Here is a 16,308-nt window from a genome sequence, read left to right as displayed (position 1 = left end):
CTGATCCTGGACGACACGGCCGAGAAAATCCAGGCGCAGCTCAAGAGTGATCACCAATCCAGCAGCCTGAGCCTGGGGGCGATCACGCGCATCGAGGACAACGTGGGGCGCAAGGACCCCAGGGGTGATGGCTTCGAGTTGCGCACGGACGCCCATGGCGTGCTCAGGGCGCAGGACGGGATGCTCATCACCACTGAAGCAAGGGGCAATGCTGCGAACCATGCCAAGGACATGGGGGAGACAACCCAGCGGTTGAAGGCGGCTCAGGACCAGCACGACGCGCTGGCCGAAGCAGCGCAGGTGCACAAGGCGCAAGAGCAAGGTACCGATCAAGACATCGTGCAGAAGGCCTTGAAAGCGCAGAACGATGCCATCCAGGGCAAGGAGGGACAGGACGAGGACGGTCGCTTCCCTGAATTGAACGAGCCTCACCTCGTGCTCGCCAGCCCTGCGGGCATCGAGGCCAGCACGCCCGGCAGCATCCACCTGCACACCGGAGAGCACGCGGCCTTCACAAGCCAGGGGCACACCTCCATCAGCACAGCCAAGCGCTGGCTGGCCAGTGCAGCCGAGGGCATCCGCACGTTCACGCACAAGAAGGGCATCAAGCTCATCGCGAGCGAAGACCCGATCGAGATCCAGGCGCATCGCGACGAGCTGATTCTGGTTGCCCACAAGGATGTCGTCATCAAGAGCGTGGAGGGTGAGCTGCACATCACCGCCAAGAAGAAGGTCGTGATCATCGGCGGGGGCAGCTACTCGGAGTGGAGCGAGAGCGGCATCAAGCACGGCACGGCCGGTACCTGGCAGGAGCATGCGGCGCTGCATGCGCAGGTCGGGCCCATGAGCAGGCCCGTGAGTCTGCCGGAGTTTGCGCAAGGGCAGTTCAACGGCAAGACCGACAAGTCGATCCACAAGTTCTCCCCGTCGGCCTGAACGGCAAAGGACACACCCATGCTGATCAGTCCTCCCTTCCTGCCGGCTCCGCTGGCCGACGACGAGGCCTTCGTTGCCTCGGCCATGCCCGATGGCGTCGATATCGCCCCCAACTCCAGCAATGCTCCGCTTGGCTCGTATCCGCTGACCACGGCACTCACGTGGCACAACGGCCTGCACATCCGTGCGCCGCGCGATGCGCAGAATCAACCCTTGCCGGTGCGTGCGATAGCCGACGGCACGGTCATCTTCAAACGTGAACCTCGCACGCCCAACGGCGCAGCAAATGATCCACAGAACTACAACCCCTACGGACAGGAACCCGCGTGGACCGACAACGGCATCGTCATCGTCCGCCACACGACCGAGGTCGGCGCAACAGACGTGACACCTTCGACGCTGATCTACTACAGCGTCTACATGCACCTGTCCCGCATCGAGGCTTCCGTCGTGGAGAGGCAGCCCGTCTGGCGCAAGGATGCCCTCGGGATCGCCGGCCGCATCCTCGGACGCGAGAACCATCTGCATTTCGAGATATGCATATCCCCGGCACAACTACAGAACCTTCTGGGCACGGCGCGGCCCACCACTTGGACTGATCCCGCCGTGGCACCTCGGTCCGATGGACGTAGCGACAGCGTCTTCGGCAGCGTCTACATTTATCTTCCAGCGGGCACGCCCACGAGCAGCAGCAGGCCGATCAGCCATCTTCGCGGGACCGCGGCCGTAGCGACGAGCGCTGCGGCGAATCCATCGCTCGGCGTTCTCTCCAATGCTCAGTGGGTGGAGATTCAATACCACGGCGGTCGTGGCAGCGTCCGCAGCTATCGGGCCGATGGTGTGCAACCCGCCGAGCCCATCGGCGCTGTGCATGACGAGCCAGAGTTCGAATACAACATGTACACCGAGGCCTGCGCTCGCCACAACAGCCTCGGTGCAGCCATTCAGGCGGTCAGCAGCCCCAGTGGATGGTACGAACTGCTGCGCTTCGGGCGCAATCTGGGGCCGGATCGACTACCGGCCAACGCGGCACATTGGAGAGAGATTCCCACTTCAAGCGGCACGGTCTGGGCAGATCTCAATGCTCCTGGAACGTTCAAGTTCAGTGATGCAGACTTTCCCGGCTTCATGGGCTGGCAGTGCTTTGACGACGATCCCACGCACGACAACCAGCGCTGCGACTCACAACACATGAAGCGGTTGCTGAGCGATCCCAGGACGCCGGAGACCACCCGCGAACGCAAAGTGCTGGCAAGGCGCCTGGGAGTGCCCGAAGTGCGCAAGAAGCTCTGGCGCGCCATCTGCAAATTTCCGACGGAATGGGACCGGACCACCATCGCCCAGCGATATGACTGGCTCAAGGCTGACGATGAGTTCAGGGTGGAGGACGGCCAGGCTTGGAACGAGTTCAAGGCCCATGCGGAATCGATCAGTTTTGATGGCTTGCCACAAGAATACAAAGATGCGGTCTGGCACTTGCATCCGCGCATGTTCATTGCGCACATGCGCAAATGTGGGTGGCTAAGCCAAACAGAAATGGTTCAGTGTATTCCTAGAAATTCGCCAGCTGGGACTGTTTCGTTAAGTGTTGCCAAAGCCAGAGTCGCAACCTGGAGCACCTCGATCAATCGAATGACGCGAAAATTTGGGATGGACAGCATTGTTCGGTTGAACCATCTGTTGGCCCATGTTTGGGCAGAGACAGGTTATTTGCGTCTAATGAAGGAGGCAAATGCGGACCATGCGCGCTATGCGCCTTATGTTGGCCGAGGATTGATTCAAATAACTTGGCGAGACAAGTATGAAAATTACAACGAATTCGCGAAAATCACGCCAAGTGGCGAGGGGGCTTTTGATTTGGAGTTGATTGCAGTGAACTCATACCATGCCGGGAATTCTTCGGGATTCTATTGGGTCTCGAAGTTTTATAAGGATCCGAGCAGAATTTCAAAAATTGGATTGTCTCGTATTGCAGATGAGGGTGTGGCAACGGATTCGATAGGAAAATTATGTCTCTGGATAAACGGAGGAGGAAATCATTATGATCATCGCCATATCCACTTTTTCTTTATCAAACGAGTGTTGGATGACGTAATTTATCCGGCAACTCCTGTTCTTGAGAGAATGACATTTTCAAAGATCGAATTTGAAAGGGAGGTTGTCATTTCCAATGGAAGACGCGTTGAAAAAATCATTGGGAGCAGAATTTCAAATGCATCGATGTCGGTGGATGTTAACTTCGTACATCAAAGATGAGAAAGCTGGATGTGATTTTTGTAGGCGTGGCTATTTTTTATTGGAGTTCCTTGAGCATGGCCGGAGTGCCGCAATGCTTTGAGGAAATGCCTGGAGAGGAGCGTATTCCATATGATGCCGTTGATGCAATAAAGATTACAAAATTGAAGGTTTCTTCAAAAAATAAATTTGCATATATTGCGACTGAATATCTTGGCGCTGTAAATTTGCAGGCGACGATATATCTCAAAAGGTCTGAAAAATATTGTTTTTCCGGAAATCTGGGGCGGTGACGGATTTTATGGTTGATAAGTCGATTGCTTCTGGTGGGTTGTACGGAATTGTTTCAATTTCTAATTCTGGAGAGAGTAAATTCAGACGTCAATTTGGCTTCAATGAAAAATCGAGAGAATATGAATTATTCTCTTGTCGGGTGAGTAGGGAGGGGGGAGTGTGGAGAAAATGCACCGTCTCTGAAGAGTAATTGACGAGCGGAAATTTCGCTTGAGCCTCGTCTGCTTTTTGTTCGGGTCAGCTCCGAGTACTCTTGCAACTAGCATCGCCCTCTAAGCTAGTCGCCGGTTTGTCGCATACCTTCGGCATGCTTAGCGAAGCGTCGTGAACATCTGAGCGGAGAGTCGTGCTGGCAACTCTTCAGTGGCGAAGCCTCTACTCGCAGACTGAAACACTCATTGAATCGGGCAGTCTTACGCGATGAAGAAAGCGCATCGGCGAGAAGGCGTGGAAACCGTGCGAGTGAGCACCGTCGAGGCCGCTCAGACGCGGTAGCGCTTCGAAAGATGTATGTGGAGGGAGCTGGGTTCTGAAGACAAGATCGGCATGCCCCCATTCAGCGAACCCGCTTGACGAGACCCAGTGCTTGATTCAAAGACAACGCGCTAGGTGTGGGTCGAAGAGTTCGCCAAGTACCACTGCCCCAGCAAGCGCGCGACGGCCCGCACGCGCTGCGTATCCCGCCCCCAGCGCCGGCTGGCCGGCAGCTTCTGCGCCCACTTCATGCGCCGCGCCGCATTCGCGATGCGCTCGCGCACTTCCCCGTCCACCTCCGCCAGCGCCGCGTGCCAGTGCTGCCCCGCCGCCTGCGGCGCGGCGGCCTCGAGCATCATGGCCGTGGAGTGCAGGTAGCTCAGCCAGTCGCGGGCCTGGCATTCGGCCAGGGTCATGACCTCGGAGGGGTCATCCTCGAAATCGATGTAGCCGATCACGCCGTCGGGGCACTGCACGAGGTTGCGGTCGAAGGCCTGGCTCAGGTGCTGGCCGCACAGGTGCACGGCGGCGATGGCGGCCAGGCCCTCGCGCCACACGGCGAGCAGGGCGGCGGGGCCGGCGGCGGCGGCCTGGTCGATGCGCTCCTGCAACACCACGGTGGCACGGCCGCTTTCGCCGAGGTCGGAAATCAGCAGCCCGTCGGCCTGCTGCGCCAACACGATCGGCACGCGCAGGCCCGCGGCGGCCAGTTGCTTCAGGCGCCGTGCCTCGGTGGCGATGGCAGCCTCGCCGCCCGGGTTGGGCACGGGCTTGATCACGTCGAGGCCGGCCAGCCGTGCGGCCAGCGCCATCACGCGGTAGCCCCACTTGCCGTGGCGCGGGCCGGCCTTCTTGAGCCAGACGCGCTCGCTGCCGAAGCGGTGGCTGGCCACGTTCTTGGCCTGCCTGGGCAGGGTGACGCGCAGGAACTCGGCGTAGTCGCCGGGCGCCGAGCCCGGGGCGTCCTCGAGCGGCGCGGGCGCCGATGCGGCGCCCCGTTGGCTGTGCAGGCGCGTCGCGGCGCCTCCTCGTCTCAGTGGATTCATGCGGCCATGGCGAAGCCCGGCGCCAGCAGCCCGTGCGGGCCCTGCGTCACCGGCTGGAAGCTCTGTGCACTGGCCAGCGGCCAGTAGGTGCGGAAAACGGTGTGCTGGTTGTCCAGCGGCCCGAGCAGCGCGCCGGGCTGCACCTGCATCACCAGGTTGCTCAGCAGGCGCACCTCGGTGTCGGAGATGCGGCGCACGATGTGGTGCGCGGTGATCTGCTGCGGGTGGTCCAGGCCCGCGGCCTGCACCAGCTCCTGCAGCGCATGCAGCGTGCTGCGGTGGAAGTTGCGCACGCGGTCGGCCTTGGTCGGCACCACCAGCGCCTGCTGGCGCACCGGGTCTTGGGTGGTCACGCCGGTGGGGCAGTGGCCGGTGTGGCAGCTCTGGGCCTGGATGCAGCCCAGCGCCATCATGAAACCGCGCGCCGCGTTGCACCAGTCGGCGCCCAGCGCCATCATGCGCGCCACGTCGAAGGCGGTGATCACCTTGGCCGCGCAGCCGATCTTGATGCGGTGGCGCAGGTTCACGCCGATCAGCGTGTTGTGCACCAGCAGCAGGCCTTCCTGCAGCGGCGCGCCGACGTGGTCGCTGAACTCGACCGGCGCCGCGCCCGTGCCGCCCTCGGCGCCGTCGACCACGATGAAGTCGGGCGTGATGCCGGTGGCCTGCATCGCCTTGACGATGCCGAACCATTCCCACGGATGGCCCAGGCAGAACTTGAAGCCGGTCGGCTTGCCGCCCGAGAGCTCGCGCAGCTTCGCGACGAAATGCATCATCTCGGTCGGCGTGGAGAACGCGCTGTGCGACGAGGGCGAGACGCAGTCCACGCCCACCGGCACGCCGCGCGCCGCCGCGATCTCGGGCGTGACCTTGGCCGCCGGCAGCACGCCGCCGTGGCCCGGCTTGGCGCCCTGGCTGAGCTTGATCTCGATCATCTTCACCTGCGGATCGCGCGCGTTGGCGGTGAAGCGCTCGGCGTTGAAGGTGCCGTCGTCGTTGCGGCAGCCGAAGTAGCCCGAGCCGATTTCCCAGATCAGGTCGCCGCCGTGCACGCGGTGGTGCTGCGAGATCGAGCCCTCGCCGGTGTCGTGCGCAAAGCCGCCCATCTGCGCGCCCTGGTTGAGCGCGAGGATGGCGTTGGCCGACAGGGCGCCGAAGCTCATCGCCGAAATATTGAACACGCTCGCGCTGTACGGCTGCGTGCAGACCTGCGCCGGGTTCGCATCGGCCGGCTGCGGCGTGCCGCCGATCACGATGCGGAAATCGTGGTTCGCCAGCTTGGTGGGCTGCATCGAGTGGTTGATCCACTCGTAGCCCGCGGCCGACACGTTCAGCTGCGTGCCGAAGGGCCGGTTGTCGGGCTCGCCCTTGGCGCGCTGGTACACCAGCGAGCGCTGGGCACGCGAGAAGGGCGCGGCTTCGGCGTCGCTCTCGATGAAGTACTGGCGGATCTCGGGGCGGATGAATTCGAGCAGAAAGCGCAGGTGCCCGATGACCGGGTAGTTGCGCAGGATGGCGTGGCGCGCCTGGCGCAGGTCGTGCACGCCGGTGCCGGTGAGCACCGCGAACGCGGCCACGCCGATCCACGCGAGCCACAGGTGCGGCGAGGCCAGAACCAGCGCCAGGCAGGCGACCAGACCCAGCACACACAGGACGAACGCGCTGTAGCGTGCGGGAAACGGAATAATCGTGGGCATAGTCATCAGATGTCGGCTGGAGCCTGCTGCATCATAGAGGGCTGCCCCCAACCTGCCATGACTGCTGCCATGACGACCACACCCGACACCCCCGATACCCCTGACACCGCCCTGGCCGCCTCCTCGCAAGCCCTGGGGCCCGACGATTTCGACGCCCTCGACAGCGCGCTCGACGCCATGCGCGAGCATGACGAGGAAATTCCCCAGTGGGAGTTCTGCGAAGGCTTCATGGCCGCGCTGATCTGCACGCGCCGCCCCATCGACCCCACCGAATACTGGCCCGTGCTGCTGGGCGACCACTTCGTGCCGGCCCAGCACATGGAGTTCGTCTGGAACTGGAAGCGCCGCTGGCGCGAGATCGAGGAAGGCCTGGACGCGCCTGTCGAATCGCTCGAGGACGAGCGCAGCTGGCAGCCCGAGGTGCTCGACACCCGCGGCGCCATCGCCTCGCTGCCCGAGGAAGAGCGCGCAGAGATGGCCGCCGAAGAGATTCCCTCCTTCGCCCAGGTCTGGGCGCTGGGCTTCATGTACGCGGTCGAGAACTGGCCTGAAGACTGGGCCGCCCCGCGCGACAAGGAAGCCGCGCAGATGCTCGACGACGCGCTCGACAACATCGTCGCGCTGACCGAGGACGACACCGCGAAGCCCACGCTGTCGATGTACGACGAGAACGGCCCGCCCAGCGTGAGCCAGCAGCGCCTGGACGACTTCGGCGCCGCGATCTGGGCGGTGTACGACCTGCGCCAGCTCTGGAAGAGCCTGGGCCCGAAGGTCGAGACGATCCGCAAGGAAGCCGAACCCGGCCGCAACGACCCGTGCCCTTGCGGCAGTGGAAAAAAGTACAAGAAGTGCCACGGGGCATGAGTGCCCTCGCGCCGGCGCAGCGCCCTGCCGCGCAACCCCTGACGCCGCAGGCAGCCTGGGTCATGGTCCTCGCCCTCTGCGCAGGGGTTGCGCTCAGCCAGGCCTTCCGCACCGTCGGCGCCATCATGGCGAGCCCGCTGCAGTCGGACTTTCATCTCTCCGCCCAGGCCCTCGGCATCTTCTCGGGCGCCTTCCACTTCGCGTTCGGTGCGATGCAGCTCTTCATGGGCATCGGCATCGACCTGCACGGCGTGCGCCGCACCGTGCTCGTGGCCTTTCCGGTCGCGATCGCGGGCGCGCTGCTGTCGGCCGTGTCGCCGAACTACCTCGTGCTGGTGGCCGGGCAGGCGCTGATCGGCGTCGGCTGCGCGCCGGCCTTCCTGGTGTGTACCGTGTTCATCGCTCGGCACTTTCCGGCGGCGCGTTTCGCCACCGTGTCGGGCCTGGTGCTGGCCATCGGCGGCCTGGGCATGCTGGCCACCGGCACGCCGCTCGCGTGGCTGGTGCAGGCGTATTCGTGGCGCGCAGGCTTCCTGGTGCTCGCCTTGGCATCGGCACTGGCTTGGCTCGCGATCTGGCGCTGGGTGCACGAGCCCGCGTCGGCGGTGCCGCAGAAGAAAGAGTCGATTCCCGAAGCCGTGCGCCAGTTCGGCGCGCTGTTCGCCATGCCGCACACGCTCGGCATCATGGTGCTGGGCGCGGTGACCTATGCGGCCTTCATCTCGCTGCGCGGGCTGTGGCTGGGCCCGCTGATGATGGAGCGCCACGGCTATTCGCTGGTGCAAAGCGGCAACGTCGCGCTCGTGGTGTCGGTGATCGCGCTGTTCGGCTCGCCGCTGTTCGGCCGCTTCGACCGCGACGGCGCCGCGCGCCGCCGCTGGATCGTGGCCTGCGGCCTTCTCTACGCCGGCCTGTTCGCGCTCATCGCCGTGGTGCATTCCGCCTGGTTCGACATCGCGGGCATGGTGCTCATCGGCGTGCTCTCGGGCTTCATCGTCTGGCAGTACGCCGACGTGCGCGTGGCCTACCCGGCCGCGCTCACGGGCCGCGCGATGGCGGTCTTCACCATGGCGATGTTCCTGGGTGTCGCGTTCATGCAGTGGGGCACGGGCGTGGCGGCCTCGGTGGCCGCGGCGCACGGCGGCGATCCGCTGACCGCCGTGCTGGCCGTCATTGCGGCGCTGCTGGTGATCGGCATCGCCGCCTTCGCGTGGCTGCCCGCGCCGAAGGCGGCTTCCGTCAGATCTTGAAGGCGCGCTGGATGTCCGGGCGCACGAGGTCGGCGTACTCGCGGTGCTTGCGGATGTAGCCCGCGATGAACTGGCACACCGGAATCACATGCCGCCCGGCGGCGCGCGCTTCGTCGAGCACGTGCCTCGCGATGCCCGAGCCCACGCCCTTGCCTTCATGCTCGGGCAGCACCTCGGTGTGCGTGAACATGATCGCGTCGGTCAGCAGGTTGTACTCGGCATAGGCCGCGAGCTTGCCGTCGAGCGAGGCTTCGTAGCGGTGCTGCGCTTCGTTGTTCGTGAAGGTGAGGGCGGTCGAGGAAGAAGTGGTCATGAGGGTTGGCGTGCAAGAAAAGTGGCGAGGTTGGCGGCGGCGGTGGCGCGCACCTTGTTGCGCAGCATCGGCGTCCAGCCCAGCAGCAGGCCCGGCGTGCCCAGCGCCTGCCGCGACCAGGTCCAGAACGGGAAGCTGTCGCGGTGCGTGGCGATCAGGCCCTCGGGCGTGAAGGTGAAGCGTGCGTCGATGCTGTTGTCGACCAGGCGGCCGGTGGCGCTGAAGCGGTAGTGGGCGTCCCAGTGCGCGCTGCCCGTGCGGGCGTCGGCCTGCACGTCGCGCCAGCTCAGGCGCCACACGTCGGCGCCCTTGGCCTTGGTGGCCTCGCAGAGCATGCGCCACATGCCGCCGATCTCGCGCCGCCCGCGCAGCGAAAAGGCCTCGTCGTCGAACACCGCGTCGGGCGCGTAGCAGGCCGCCATGGTGGCGGCGTCGAGTTGCGAGAACGCGCTGTAGAAGCGCTCGATGGTCGGGGCGTGGGTGGCTGCGGTCATGGGGCCTCGCGGTGATGGTGTCAGATCATCGCCGGGATGCGGCGCGCAAGGAAGCGCATGGGTGATTCCGGGTGCCCGGCATTAACATGCGCCCCGATGCCGGTCCTTGCAGGGCCGGCGCCCTGGCGGTGGGTGCAGAAAAAATAGTCCAACAGTCGCCTCGCCCCGCGCACACAACCCAAGGGGACGCATCCATGGCCGAGGTGATCAACGACTGGCAGTTCGTCGAGGCCGTCATGGCCGCCCGCACGCTCGAGGAGGTCGCGCAGGTCAACCGCCGCGCGATGCGGGCGATGGGCTTCAACCACGGCGCCTACGTGCTCAAGCGCCCGGTGCCCGCGCCCCGTGCCGATGCGCCCGCGCAGGACGCGTTGCTGTTCTTCCACGAGCTGCCCGCCGAGTGGGCCCGCAGCCGCTACGAGTCGCTGCGCAGCAGCGCCGGCGAACAGGCCGACGCCCGCGTGCAGCATGTGCGCGCCGGCATGCCGGCCACCGCATGGAGCTGGCTCGGTCAGGTGAGCCACACGCGCGCGGACATCGGGCAGCGCGCCCGCGGCCTGCTGCGCAGCGCGGGCGAGCACGGGCTGAAGGCGGGGCTGACCGTGCCGCTGTGGACGCCCGGCATCGACTGGGCCTTCATGACCCTGACCACCGACGCCACCGCCGACCTGCGCGAACTGCGTGCGACGTTGGCGCCGATGAACTACTTCGCCTCCTGCCTGCATTCGACCGTGCGCCGGCTGCAGGGCGACGCGAAGGTGCCGGTGCTGAGCGCGCGCCAGCGCGAGGTGCTGCACTGGGTGGCGGTCGGCAAGTCGACCTGGGAAATCTCCGAGATCCTGCACATCAGCGAGCGCACCGTGTACTTCCATCTCGTGGGCGCCGCCCGCAAGCTCGACACGCAGGGCCGCACCGCCACCTGTGCGCGGGCGCTGGCGCTGGGCCTGCTCATGCCCTGAGCCGGCTCACCCCTGTCGGAAACGACAGGGGGCTGCGTGGCGCCGCACGGGGCGGTGCTGCAATCGGCCACGGGCAGGCCGTGTGTCACGCGCCCGATGCTTCAACCGATCGAGCCCATGAGAGAACGCAGAAATTTCGTGCGCCTGCTGGGCGGCGGCCTCGCGGTGGCGGCGGGCGCCACGGCCCTGGCCACCTGGTGGCTGCACGCCGACGTGCCGGCCGCCGCCTTCGAGATCTGGAACGGCCCGGGCGACGAGCCCGACGTGCGCAAGCGCGCCGTCGCCTATGCCGTCACCGCGCCCACGGCCTACAACGGCCAGCCGTGGCGGGTCGACCTGCGCGAGCCCGACGCCATCGTGCTGCACACCGACCGCGCCCGCGTGCAGCCCGCCACCGACCCCTTCGGCCGCCAGCTGATGATCGGCCACGGCGCGTTCATCGAGCTGCTGGTGATGGCGCTGGCCCAGCAGGGCGTGCAGGCGCGCGTGCGGCTGTGGCCGCACGGCGAGCTGGTGGGCGATGCGCCGCAACAGTGGCCCGACCTGCCGGTGGCGCGCCTCACGCTGTCGCGCGGCGGCACGCCCGATCCGCTGTTCGCACAGGTGCTGCGGCGGCGCACGCCCAAGCAGCGCTTCGACACCGGCCGCGCGGTGTCGGCCGACATGGTGCAGGGGCTCACCGCGGCCGTGGCTTCGGGGGCGGGCGGGGTCGTGCAATCGGCCGGCACGGTCGACATGGCCCGCGTGCTGCCGCTGCGCAAGCTGTGCGCGGCGGCGGCGCGCGTGGAGCTGGTCACGCCCCACACCGCGCGCGAGAACCTGCGCCTGCTGCGCATCGGGCCGCAGGAAATCCTGGCGCACCGCGACGGCTTCTCGCTCAACGACCCGGCGCTGCGCATGGCGGTCGCGCTGGGGCGCTTCGACCGCGAGGTGCCGGCCGCCGAAGACAGCCTGTCGTTCCGCCAGACGCTGCAGATGTTCGAGGACCAGGCCCACACGGCGATGGGCTTCGTCTGGATCAGCACCAGTGGCAACAGCCGCAGCGAGCAGATCGCCGCGGGCCGCGCCTACGTGCGCCAGCAGCTGCGCGCCACCGACCTGGGCCTGGGCATGCAGCCGATGAGCCAGCCGCTCGAGGAGTTTGCGGAGATGGCGCCGCACTACGCGGCGGCGCACGACATGCTGATCGGCGCCGCGCCGTCGCGCCATGCGCGCAGCCCGACCGTGCAGATGATGTGCCGCCTGGGCTTTCCGACAGCGCCGGTGCCGCCCGCGCCGCGCCGGCCGGTCGGCGATTTCATGCAGGCCTGAACAGCCCGCGCGCGATCAGCGCGGCAGCAGCTGGATCAGCGTCTGCAGTGCGTAGTGCACCGTGGCCGCGCGCACCGTGGCGCGGTCGCCGTCGAAGCGGCGGCGCTCGGTGCGCACCTGCCCGTCGACCGACCAGCCGAACCACACGGTGCCCACCGGCTTGTCGGGCGAGCCGCCCGCGGGGCCGGCCACGCCGGTCACGGCCACGGCCGCGCGCGCCGGGGCGCCGCGGGCAATGGCGCCTTCGGCCATCGCGCGCGCCACGGGCTCGCTGACGGCGCCGTGGGCCTCGATGAGCGCGGCGTCCACGCCCAGCATCTCGGTCTTGGCGGCGTTCGAGTAGGTGACGAAGCCGCGCTCGAACCACGCGCTGGAGCCCGCCAGGTCGGTGCAGGCGCCGGCGATCAGGCCGCCGGTGCAGCTTTCGGCGGTGGCCATCATCCAGCCCCGGGCCTGCAGCCGTTCGGCCAGCGTCGCGACGAGCGCGGGGACGTCCTGTTCGGCCAAGGCCGGGGAAGTGGAGGGTTCCATCGGGTTCACCATGCGCGCCACAGCGCAATGACCAGCAGCGTGCAGAAGGCCGCCACCAGGTCGTCCAGAAGAATGCCGAAGCCGGCGCGCCACCACTGCACGCGCGCGGGGTCGCCCGGTTTGAAGGCGGCGTCGGCCCAGCCCACCGGGCCGGGCTTGGCGGCGTCGAAATAACGGAACAGCGCAAAGGCCGCGACCTGCGCCCACAGGCCGGCCGGCGTCACCAGCCAGAGCACGAGCCAGAAGGCGACGATTTCGTCCCACACGACGGCGCCGGGGTCGGACACGTTCATGTTCCGTGCGGCCACCGTGCAGGCCCACCAGCCGATCGGCAGGCCGGCGAGGATGATCCAGCCGATGGTCGCGGGCGAGAACCACAGCTGCATCACCACGAACGCGGCCCAGGCCCACAGCGTGCCCACGGTGCCGGGCGCGAAGGGCGACAACCCCGAGCCGAAGCCCAGCGCGATGAAGTGCGCGGGGTGCGAGAGCAGGAAACGCAGGGTGGGGCGACGCATCGGGGGACGGGGCAGGGCGCCGGTGGTGGCGGAAGAGGAATCCATCGAGGAAGAAGGGGAAGAAGAAACGGCGTGCATCGGTTTCGAAGTGTCGCGCATCCTGTGCGACGGCTGCGTGCCGAAGTTTCTATTTATCAAAGCAATAGCTTGTTTAATTGAGGGGCGCCGCCTAGTATCCAGGCTCCTTTGGCGTTCTCCTTCGTTCTCATGTCGTCCTCCTCCTCTTCCCTCGATGCCGCCGCCGTTGGCGCGCCGCCGCCCACCGCCGCCTGGCGCGAGCTGTTCAGCGGGCGCAACGGCTGGCGCGCGCTGGCACTGACCGGCGGCGTCGCGCTGCACGCGGTCAACGTCCACATCGTGACCACCGTGCTGCCCTCGGTGGTGCGCGAGATCGGCGGGCTCGACTGGTACGCCTGGAGCACGACCCTGTTCGTGGTCGGCTCGATCCTCGGCGCCACGCTCTCGGTGCGGCTGCTGGCCGCGCGCGGGCCGCGCGGCGCCTGCCTCACGGCGCTGGCCGTGTTCACCGCCGGCTCGGTGGGCTGCGCGCTGGCGCCGGCCATGCCGTGGCTGCTCACGGGGCGCACGGTGCAGGGTCTGGGCGGCGGGTTGCTGGCGGCGCTGAGCTACGGGCTGATCCAGCGCGTGTTCGAACCCCGGCTGTGGCCGCGCGCGGTGGCGCTGGTGTCGGGCATGTGGGGCGTGGCCACGCTGTGCGGGCCGGCCGTGGGCGGGCTGTTCGCGCAGGCTGGCCACTGGCGCTGGGCCTTCTGGGCGCTGCTGCCGGTGGCGGCGGCGCAGGTCCTGCTGGTGGCGGTGCAGCTGCGGCCCGCGGCCGGCATCCGGCATGACCGCCCGGCGCAGATGCCGCGCGTGCCGGCGCCGCAGATCGCGCTGCTGGCGCTGTCGGTGCTGGTGATTGCGGCCAGCGGCTTCTGGCCCGGCCTCGCGGGTCAGGCCGTGGGCGTGGCGCTGGGCCTGGCCATCGGCTTCGCCGCCACCCGCATCGACCGCCGCGCCGGTGCCGTGCGCCTGCTGCCGACCGGTGCCTACGCCCTCGGCACACCGCTGGGCGCGATCTACGCGAGCGTCGCGCTGCTGCTGATCGGCACCACCACCGAAATCTTCGTGCCCTACTTTTTGCAGCTGCTGCACGGCCACACGCCGCTCATGGCGGGCTACCTCACGGCGGCGATGGCGGGCGGCTGGAGCATCGGCTCGCTGACCTCGTCGGGCCGCAATGGCGCGGGCGCCGACCGCATGCTGCGCGCCGGGCCGGTGGTCTGCACCGCAGGTCTGCTGGCGCTTGCGTGGCTGCTGCCGTCGCCGGGCGCGCTCGGGGCCAGCGTCGAGACCGCGTTCGTGGCCCTCGCGCTGGCGGCCGTCGGCTTCGGTGTGGGCATCGGCTGGCCGCACTTGCTGACGCGCGTGATGGCGCTGGCGCCTCGTGGTGAAGAAGGATTGGCGTCCGCCTCGATCACCACCGTGCAGCTCTACGGCATGGCCGTCGGCGCGGCCGTGGCCGGGCTGGTGGCGAATGCGGCGGGGCTCACGGTGCCCGGCGGCGTGGACGGTGCGCGTTCGGCCGCGATCTGGTTGTTCACGGCCTTTGCGCTGGCCCCCGCAGTCGCCGCCTGGCTGGCCTGGCGCGCGGTGGCGCGGCGCCCCCGTTAAGCGAGCACGCCTTCCCAGGCCAATGCGCGGCGGCGGCCACGCTCGCGCAGCGATTCGCCGCGCAGCGTCGCCACCAGGCCGTACACGTCGGCCGGCAGGTGTGCACCGCGCCACGCGATGTGCTGGTCGGTGCGGCACATCACGAGCCGGTGCGCATAGGCCTTGGGCAGGCTCGCGGTCTCGATGTCGAGCACCGTGAGCGGCATGCGGTACGCGGCGGCGGCGCGCTCCAGCGGGCGCACGTCCACGCTGCGGTCGAAGCGCAGCAGTGTGTAGCCCGGGCCGAAGGCGTCGTACAGCGAGCGCCCGTCGGCCAGCCAGAAATGCGGCGCGCGGCAGCCGGGCACGGTGGAGGGCGTGAACTCGCCCATCGAGTACGGCGGCGCGCGGTGCTCGCCGTCGGGCACGATGATCGGCGAGCCGGTGTAGAAGTAGCCGAAGTTGAGCCCGCCGCAGCAGAACTGCTGCACGTTGAGCGCATAGGCCTCGCGGCCGATCTCGGCACGCTGCGCGTCGCCCGCCGGGCCGGGCGCCTCGATGTCGGGCGGCACGGCGCGGCGCGCGCGGATCATCTTCTGCGCATGGTCCATCGCGAACTGCGACACCTGCTCGGTGATCGGCAGCCGCTCGGCCTCGTAGGCGTCGAGGATGGCCTCGTCGCCCCAGCCCTGCACGCAGGCGCCCAGCAGCCACGAGAGGTTGAGCGCGTCGGCGATGCCGGCGTTCATGCCGTAGCCCGCGTAGGGCACCCACAGGTGCGCGGCGTCGCCCGCGAGGAACACGCGGCCTTCACGGAAGCGCGTGGCCACGAGGCGCCGGCCGATCCAGTCTTCCTTGCTGATGATGTCGTAGTGGAAGTCGGGCCCCACGCCCAGGATCTCGCGGATCGAGGTGTCGCGGTCGACCGAGTCGAACTCGGGCTCTTCGGCGTTCAGGTGGTTGTGCACCAGCCAGGTCTCGTGGCCGTCGATGGCGAACATCGTGCCGCAGCGGCGCGGGTTCATCGCGTAGTACGACCACGCGGGCTTGCCCGGAATCAGCGCGCGCAGCTGCGGCGCGCGGATGAAGGTCGACTGCACGCGCTGGATGACCGCCGTGCCTTCGAGCTTGGCGCCGATCTGCTTGCGCACCGGCGAGCTGCCGCCGTCGCAGCCGACCATGTAGCGGCAGCGGATGCTGCGCGTGGCGCCGCTGTCCATGTCGGTGACGATGGCGCTCACGCCGTCGGCATCCTGCGTGAAGCGTTCGAAGCGCGTGCGGTTGAGCAGCGTCACGCCCGGCAGCGCGGCCGTGTGCTTCAGCAGAATCGGCTCGAGGTAGATCTGGTTGATGCGGTGCGGCGGCTCCGGCGTGGGCCACCATGCGTCGGGGCCCTCGGTCTCGGTGTAGCGGTCGCGCCGGCACGGAATGGGAATGCGCGTGAGCTCGGTGCCCGTCACCGTGGTGCGGAACACCACGTCGTTCGGGTGGTCGGCCGGCAGCCCGGCATCGCGCAGCTGCTGCGCCACGCCCAGGCGGCGGAACTGCTCCATGGTGCGCGAGGCCACGTGGTTGCACTTCACGTTCGGCGGCTCGGCGAAGCGGCGCGTCTCGCACAGGATCACCGAGACGCCGCGCGAGGCCAGGTCCATCGCCAGCGTGAGGCCCACGGGGCCGGCGCCGACGATCAGCACGTCGGCTTGCATCGAGGTGTCGGCGGTCTTCGTCATATC

15 protein-coding genes are annotated in these 16,308 nt (G+C 67.6%); 8 read left to right on the top strand and 7 right to left on the bottom strand.

Going from position 1 to position 16,308, the window contains the following annotated elements:
• From AC07OH_RS31460 to AC07OH_RS31450, 3 genes are all read left to right on the top strand, one after another.
• Positions 1 to 936 (top strand): DUF2345 domain-containing protein (locus AC07OH_RS31460; protein ID WP_495303300.1); only part of this gene is annotated, 936 nt, incomplete at its 5' end.
• Positions 937 to 954: 18 nt separating this feature from the next.
• The gene (locus AC07OH_RS31455; RefSeq protein WP_495303299.1) at positions 955 to 3,192 is read left to right on the top strand and encodes a hypothetical protein; all 2,238 of its coding nucleotides are present in this window, start codon (positions 955 to 957) and stop codon (positions 3,190 to 3,192) included.
• A complete protein-coding gene (locus AC07OH_RS31450; protein ID WP_495303298.1) occupies positions 3,189 to 3,464 on the top strand; it encodes a hypothetical protein in 276 nt (91 codons plus the stop codon). The genes AC07OH_RS31455 and AC07OH_RS31450 overlap by 4 nt, the downstream gene beginning before the upstream one ends.
• A 606-nt stretch (positions 3,465 to 4,070) precedes the next feature.
• Here AC07OH_RS31450 and AC07OH_RS31445 read toward each other — a convergent pair.
• Complete coding sequence (locus AC07OH_RS31445) at positions 4,071 to 4,985, bottom strand: BUD32 family EKC/KEOPS complex subunit (RefSeq protein ID WP_495303297.1); 915 nt, start codon at positions 4,983 to 4,985, stop codon at positions 4,071 to 4,073.
• Entirely contained in the window at positions 4,982 to 6,682 is a 1,701-nt protein-coding gene (locus tag AC07OH_RS31440) for an FMN-binding glutamate synthase family protein (RefSeq protein WP_495303296.1), read from the bottom strand. Before AC07OH_RS31440 ends, AC07OH_RS31445 begins: the two co-directional genes overlap by 4 nt.
• Positions 6,683 to 6,751: 69 nt before the next feature.
• Between AC07OH_RS31440 and AC07OH_RS31435 the strand changes: the two genes are divergently transcribed.
• Positions 6,752 to 7,546, top strand: a complete 795-nt coding sequence (locus AC07OH_RS31435; protein ID WP_139702165.1) for a YecA/YgfB family protein — start codon at positions 6,752 to 6,754, stop codon at positions 7,544 to 7,546.
• A gap of 62 nt (positions 7,547 to 7,608) precedes the next feature.
• The gene (locus tag AC07OH_RS31430) at positions 7,609 to 8,796 is read left to right on the top strand and encodes an MFS transporter (protein WP_495303302.1); all 1,188 of its coding nucleotides are present in this window, start codon (positions 7,609 to 7,611) and stop codon (positions 8,794 to 8,796) included.
• Here the strand turns inward: AC07OH_RS31430 and AC07OH_RS31425 are convergent.
• Positions 8,786 to 9,109: a GNAT family N-acetyltransferase gene (locus AC07OH_RS31425; protein ID WP_095949686.1), complete on the bottom strand. Its 324-nt coding sequence runs from the start codon at positions 9,107 to 9,109 to the stop codon at positions 8,786 to 8,788. The genes AC07OH_RS31430 and AC07OH_RS31425 overlap by 11 nt on opposite strands.
• Positions 9,106 to 9,603, bottom strand: a complete 498-nt coding sequence (locus tag AC07OH_RS31420) for a nuclear transport factor 2 family protein (protein WP_495303295.1) — start codon at positions 9,601 to 9,603, stop codon at positions 9,106 to 9,108. Before AC07OH_RS31420 ends, AC07OH_RS31425 begins: the two co-directional genes overlap by 4 nt.
• Before the next feature lie 194 nt (positions 9,604 to 9,797).
• On the opposite strand from AC07OH_RS31420, the gene AC07OH_RS31415 reads away from it, so the two are divergent.
• Positions 9,798 to 10,562 carry a helix-turn-helix transcriptional regulator gene (locus AC07OH_RS31415; RefSeq protein ID WP_495303294.1) on the top strand — a complete coding sequence of 255 codons (765 nt, stop codon included), beginning with the start codon at positions 9,798 to 9,800 and terminating at the stop codon, positions 10,560 to 10,562.
• A gap of 117 nt (positions 10,563 to 10,679) precedes the next feature.
• Positions 10,680 to 11,873, top strand: coding sequence for an Acg family FMN-binding oxidoreductase (locus tag AC07OH_RS31410; RefSeq protein ID WP_492683584.1), 1,194 nt, complete (start codon positions 10,680 to 10,682; stop codon positions 11,871 to 11,873).
• A 15-nt stretch (positions 11,874 to 11,888) separates the two neighbouring features.
• Here the strand turns inward: AC07OH_RS31410 and AC07OH_RS31405 are convergent, their stop codons facing one another.
• Positions 11,889 to 12,416, bottom strand: a complete 528-nt coding sequence (locus AC07OH_RS31405) for a CinA family protein (RefSeq protein WP_495303293.1) — start codon at positions 12,414 to 12,416, stop codon at positions 11,889 to 11,891.
• The gene (locus tag AC07OH_RS31400; protein WP_495303292.1) at positions 12,410 to 12,967 is read right to left on the bottom strand and encodes a phosphatidylglycerophosphatase A family protein; all 558 of its coding nucleotides are present in this window, start codon (positions 12,965 to 12,967) and stop codon (positions 12,410 to 12,412) included. Before AC07OH_RS31400 ends, AC07OH_RS31405 begins: the two co-directional genes overlap by 7 nt.
• Positions 12,968 to 13,129: 162 nt before the next feature.
• On the opposite strand from AC07OH_RS31400, the gene AC07OH_RS31395 reads away from it, so the two are divergent.
• Positions 13,130 to 14,596, top strand: coding sequence for an MFS transporter (locus AC07OH_RS31395; RefSeq protein WP_495303291.1), 1,467 nt, complete (start codon positions 13,130 to 13,132; stop codon positions 14,594 to 14,596).
• Here AC07OH_RS31395 and AC07OH_RS31390 read toward each other — a convergent pair.
• Positions 14,593 to 16,305: an FAD-dependent oxidoreductase gene (locus tag AC07OH_RS31390; protein ID WP_495303290.1), complete on the bottom strand. Its 1,713-nt coding sequence runs from the start codon at positions 16,303 to 16,305 to the stop codon at positions 14,593 to 14,595. The two genes, AC07OH_RS31395 and AC07OH_RS31390, sit on opposite strands and share 4 nt — an antisense overlap.
• Positions 16,306 to 16,308: the final 3 nt, after the last annotated feature.

Source organism: Variovorax sp. GW821-FHT10C12 (genome assembly GCF_059415405.1).
This window is presented reverse-complemented; position numbering and strand designations above follow the sequence as displayed.

Coding starts and splice junctions, on each gene's coding strand:
- AC07OH_RS31455 (WP_495303299.1), top strand. CDS start 955: ATGCTGATCAGTCCTCCCTTCCTGCCGGCTCCGCTGGCCGACGACGAG.
- AC07OH_RS31450 (WP_495303298.1), top strand. CDS start 3,189: ATGAGAAAGCTGGATGTGATTTTTGTAGGCGTGGCTATTTTTTATTGG.
- AC07OH_RS31445 (WP_495303297.1), bottom strand. CDS start 4,985: ATGAATCCACTGAGACGAGGAGGCGCCGCGACGCGCCTGCACAGCCAA.
- AC07OH_RS31440 (WP_495303296.1), bottom strand. CDS start 6,682: ATGCCCACGATTATTCCGTTTCCCGCACGCTACAGCGCGTTCGTCCTG.
- AC07OH_RS31435 (WP_139702165.1), top strand. CDS start 6,752: ATGACGACCACACCCGACACCCCCGATACCCCTGACACCGCCCTGGCC.
- AC07OH_RS31430 (WP_495303302.1), top strand. CDS start 7,609: ATGGTCCTCGCCCTCTGCGCAGGGGTTGCGCTCAGCCAGGCCTTCCGC.
- AC07OH_RS31425 (WP_095949686.1), bottom strand. CDS start 9,109: ATGACCACTTCTTCCTCGACCGCCCTCACCTTCACGAACAACGAAGCG.
- AC07OH_RS31420 (WP_495303295.1), bottom strand. CDS start 9,603: ATGACCGCAGCCACCCACGCCCCGACCATCGAGCGCTTCTACAGCGCG.
- AC07OH_RS31415 (WP_495303294.1), top strand. CDS start 9,798: ATGGCCGAGGTGATCAACGACTGGCAGTTCGTCGAGGCCGTCATGGCC.
- AC07OH_RS31410 (WP_492683584.1), top strand. CDS start 10,680: ATGAGAGAACGCAGAAATTTCGTGCGCCTGCTGGGCGGCGGCCTCGCG.
- AC07OH_RS31405 (WP_495303293.1), bottom strand. CDS start 12,416: ATGGTGAACCCGATGGAACCCTCCACTTCCCCGGCCTTGGCCGAACAG.
- AC07OH_RS31400 (WP_495303292.1), bottom strand. CDS start 12,967: ATGGATTCCTCTTCCGCCACCACCGGCGCCCTGCCCCGTCCCCCGATG.
- AC07OH_RS31395 (WP_495303291.1), top strand. CDS start 13,130: ATGTCGTCCTCCTCCTCTTCCCTCGATGCCGCCGCCGTTGGCGCGCCG.
- AC07OH_RS31390 (WP_495303290.1), bottom strand. CDS start 16,305: ATGACGAAGACCGCCGACACCTCGATGCAAGCCGACGTGCTGATCGTC.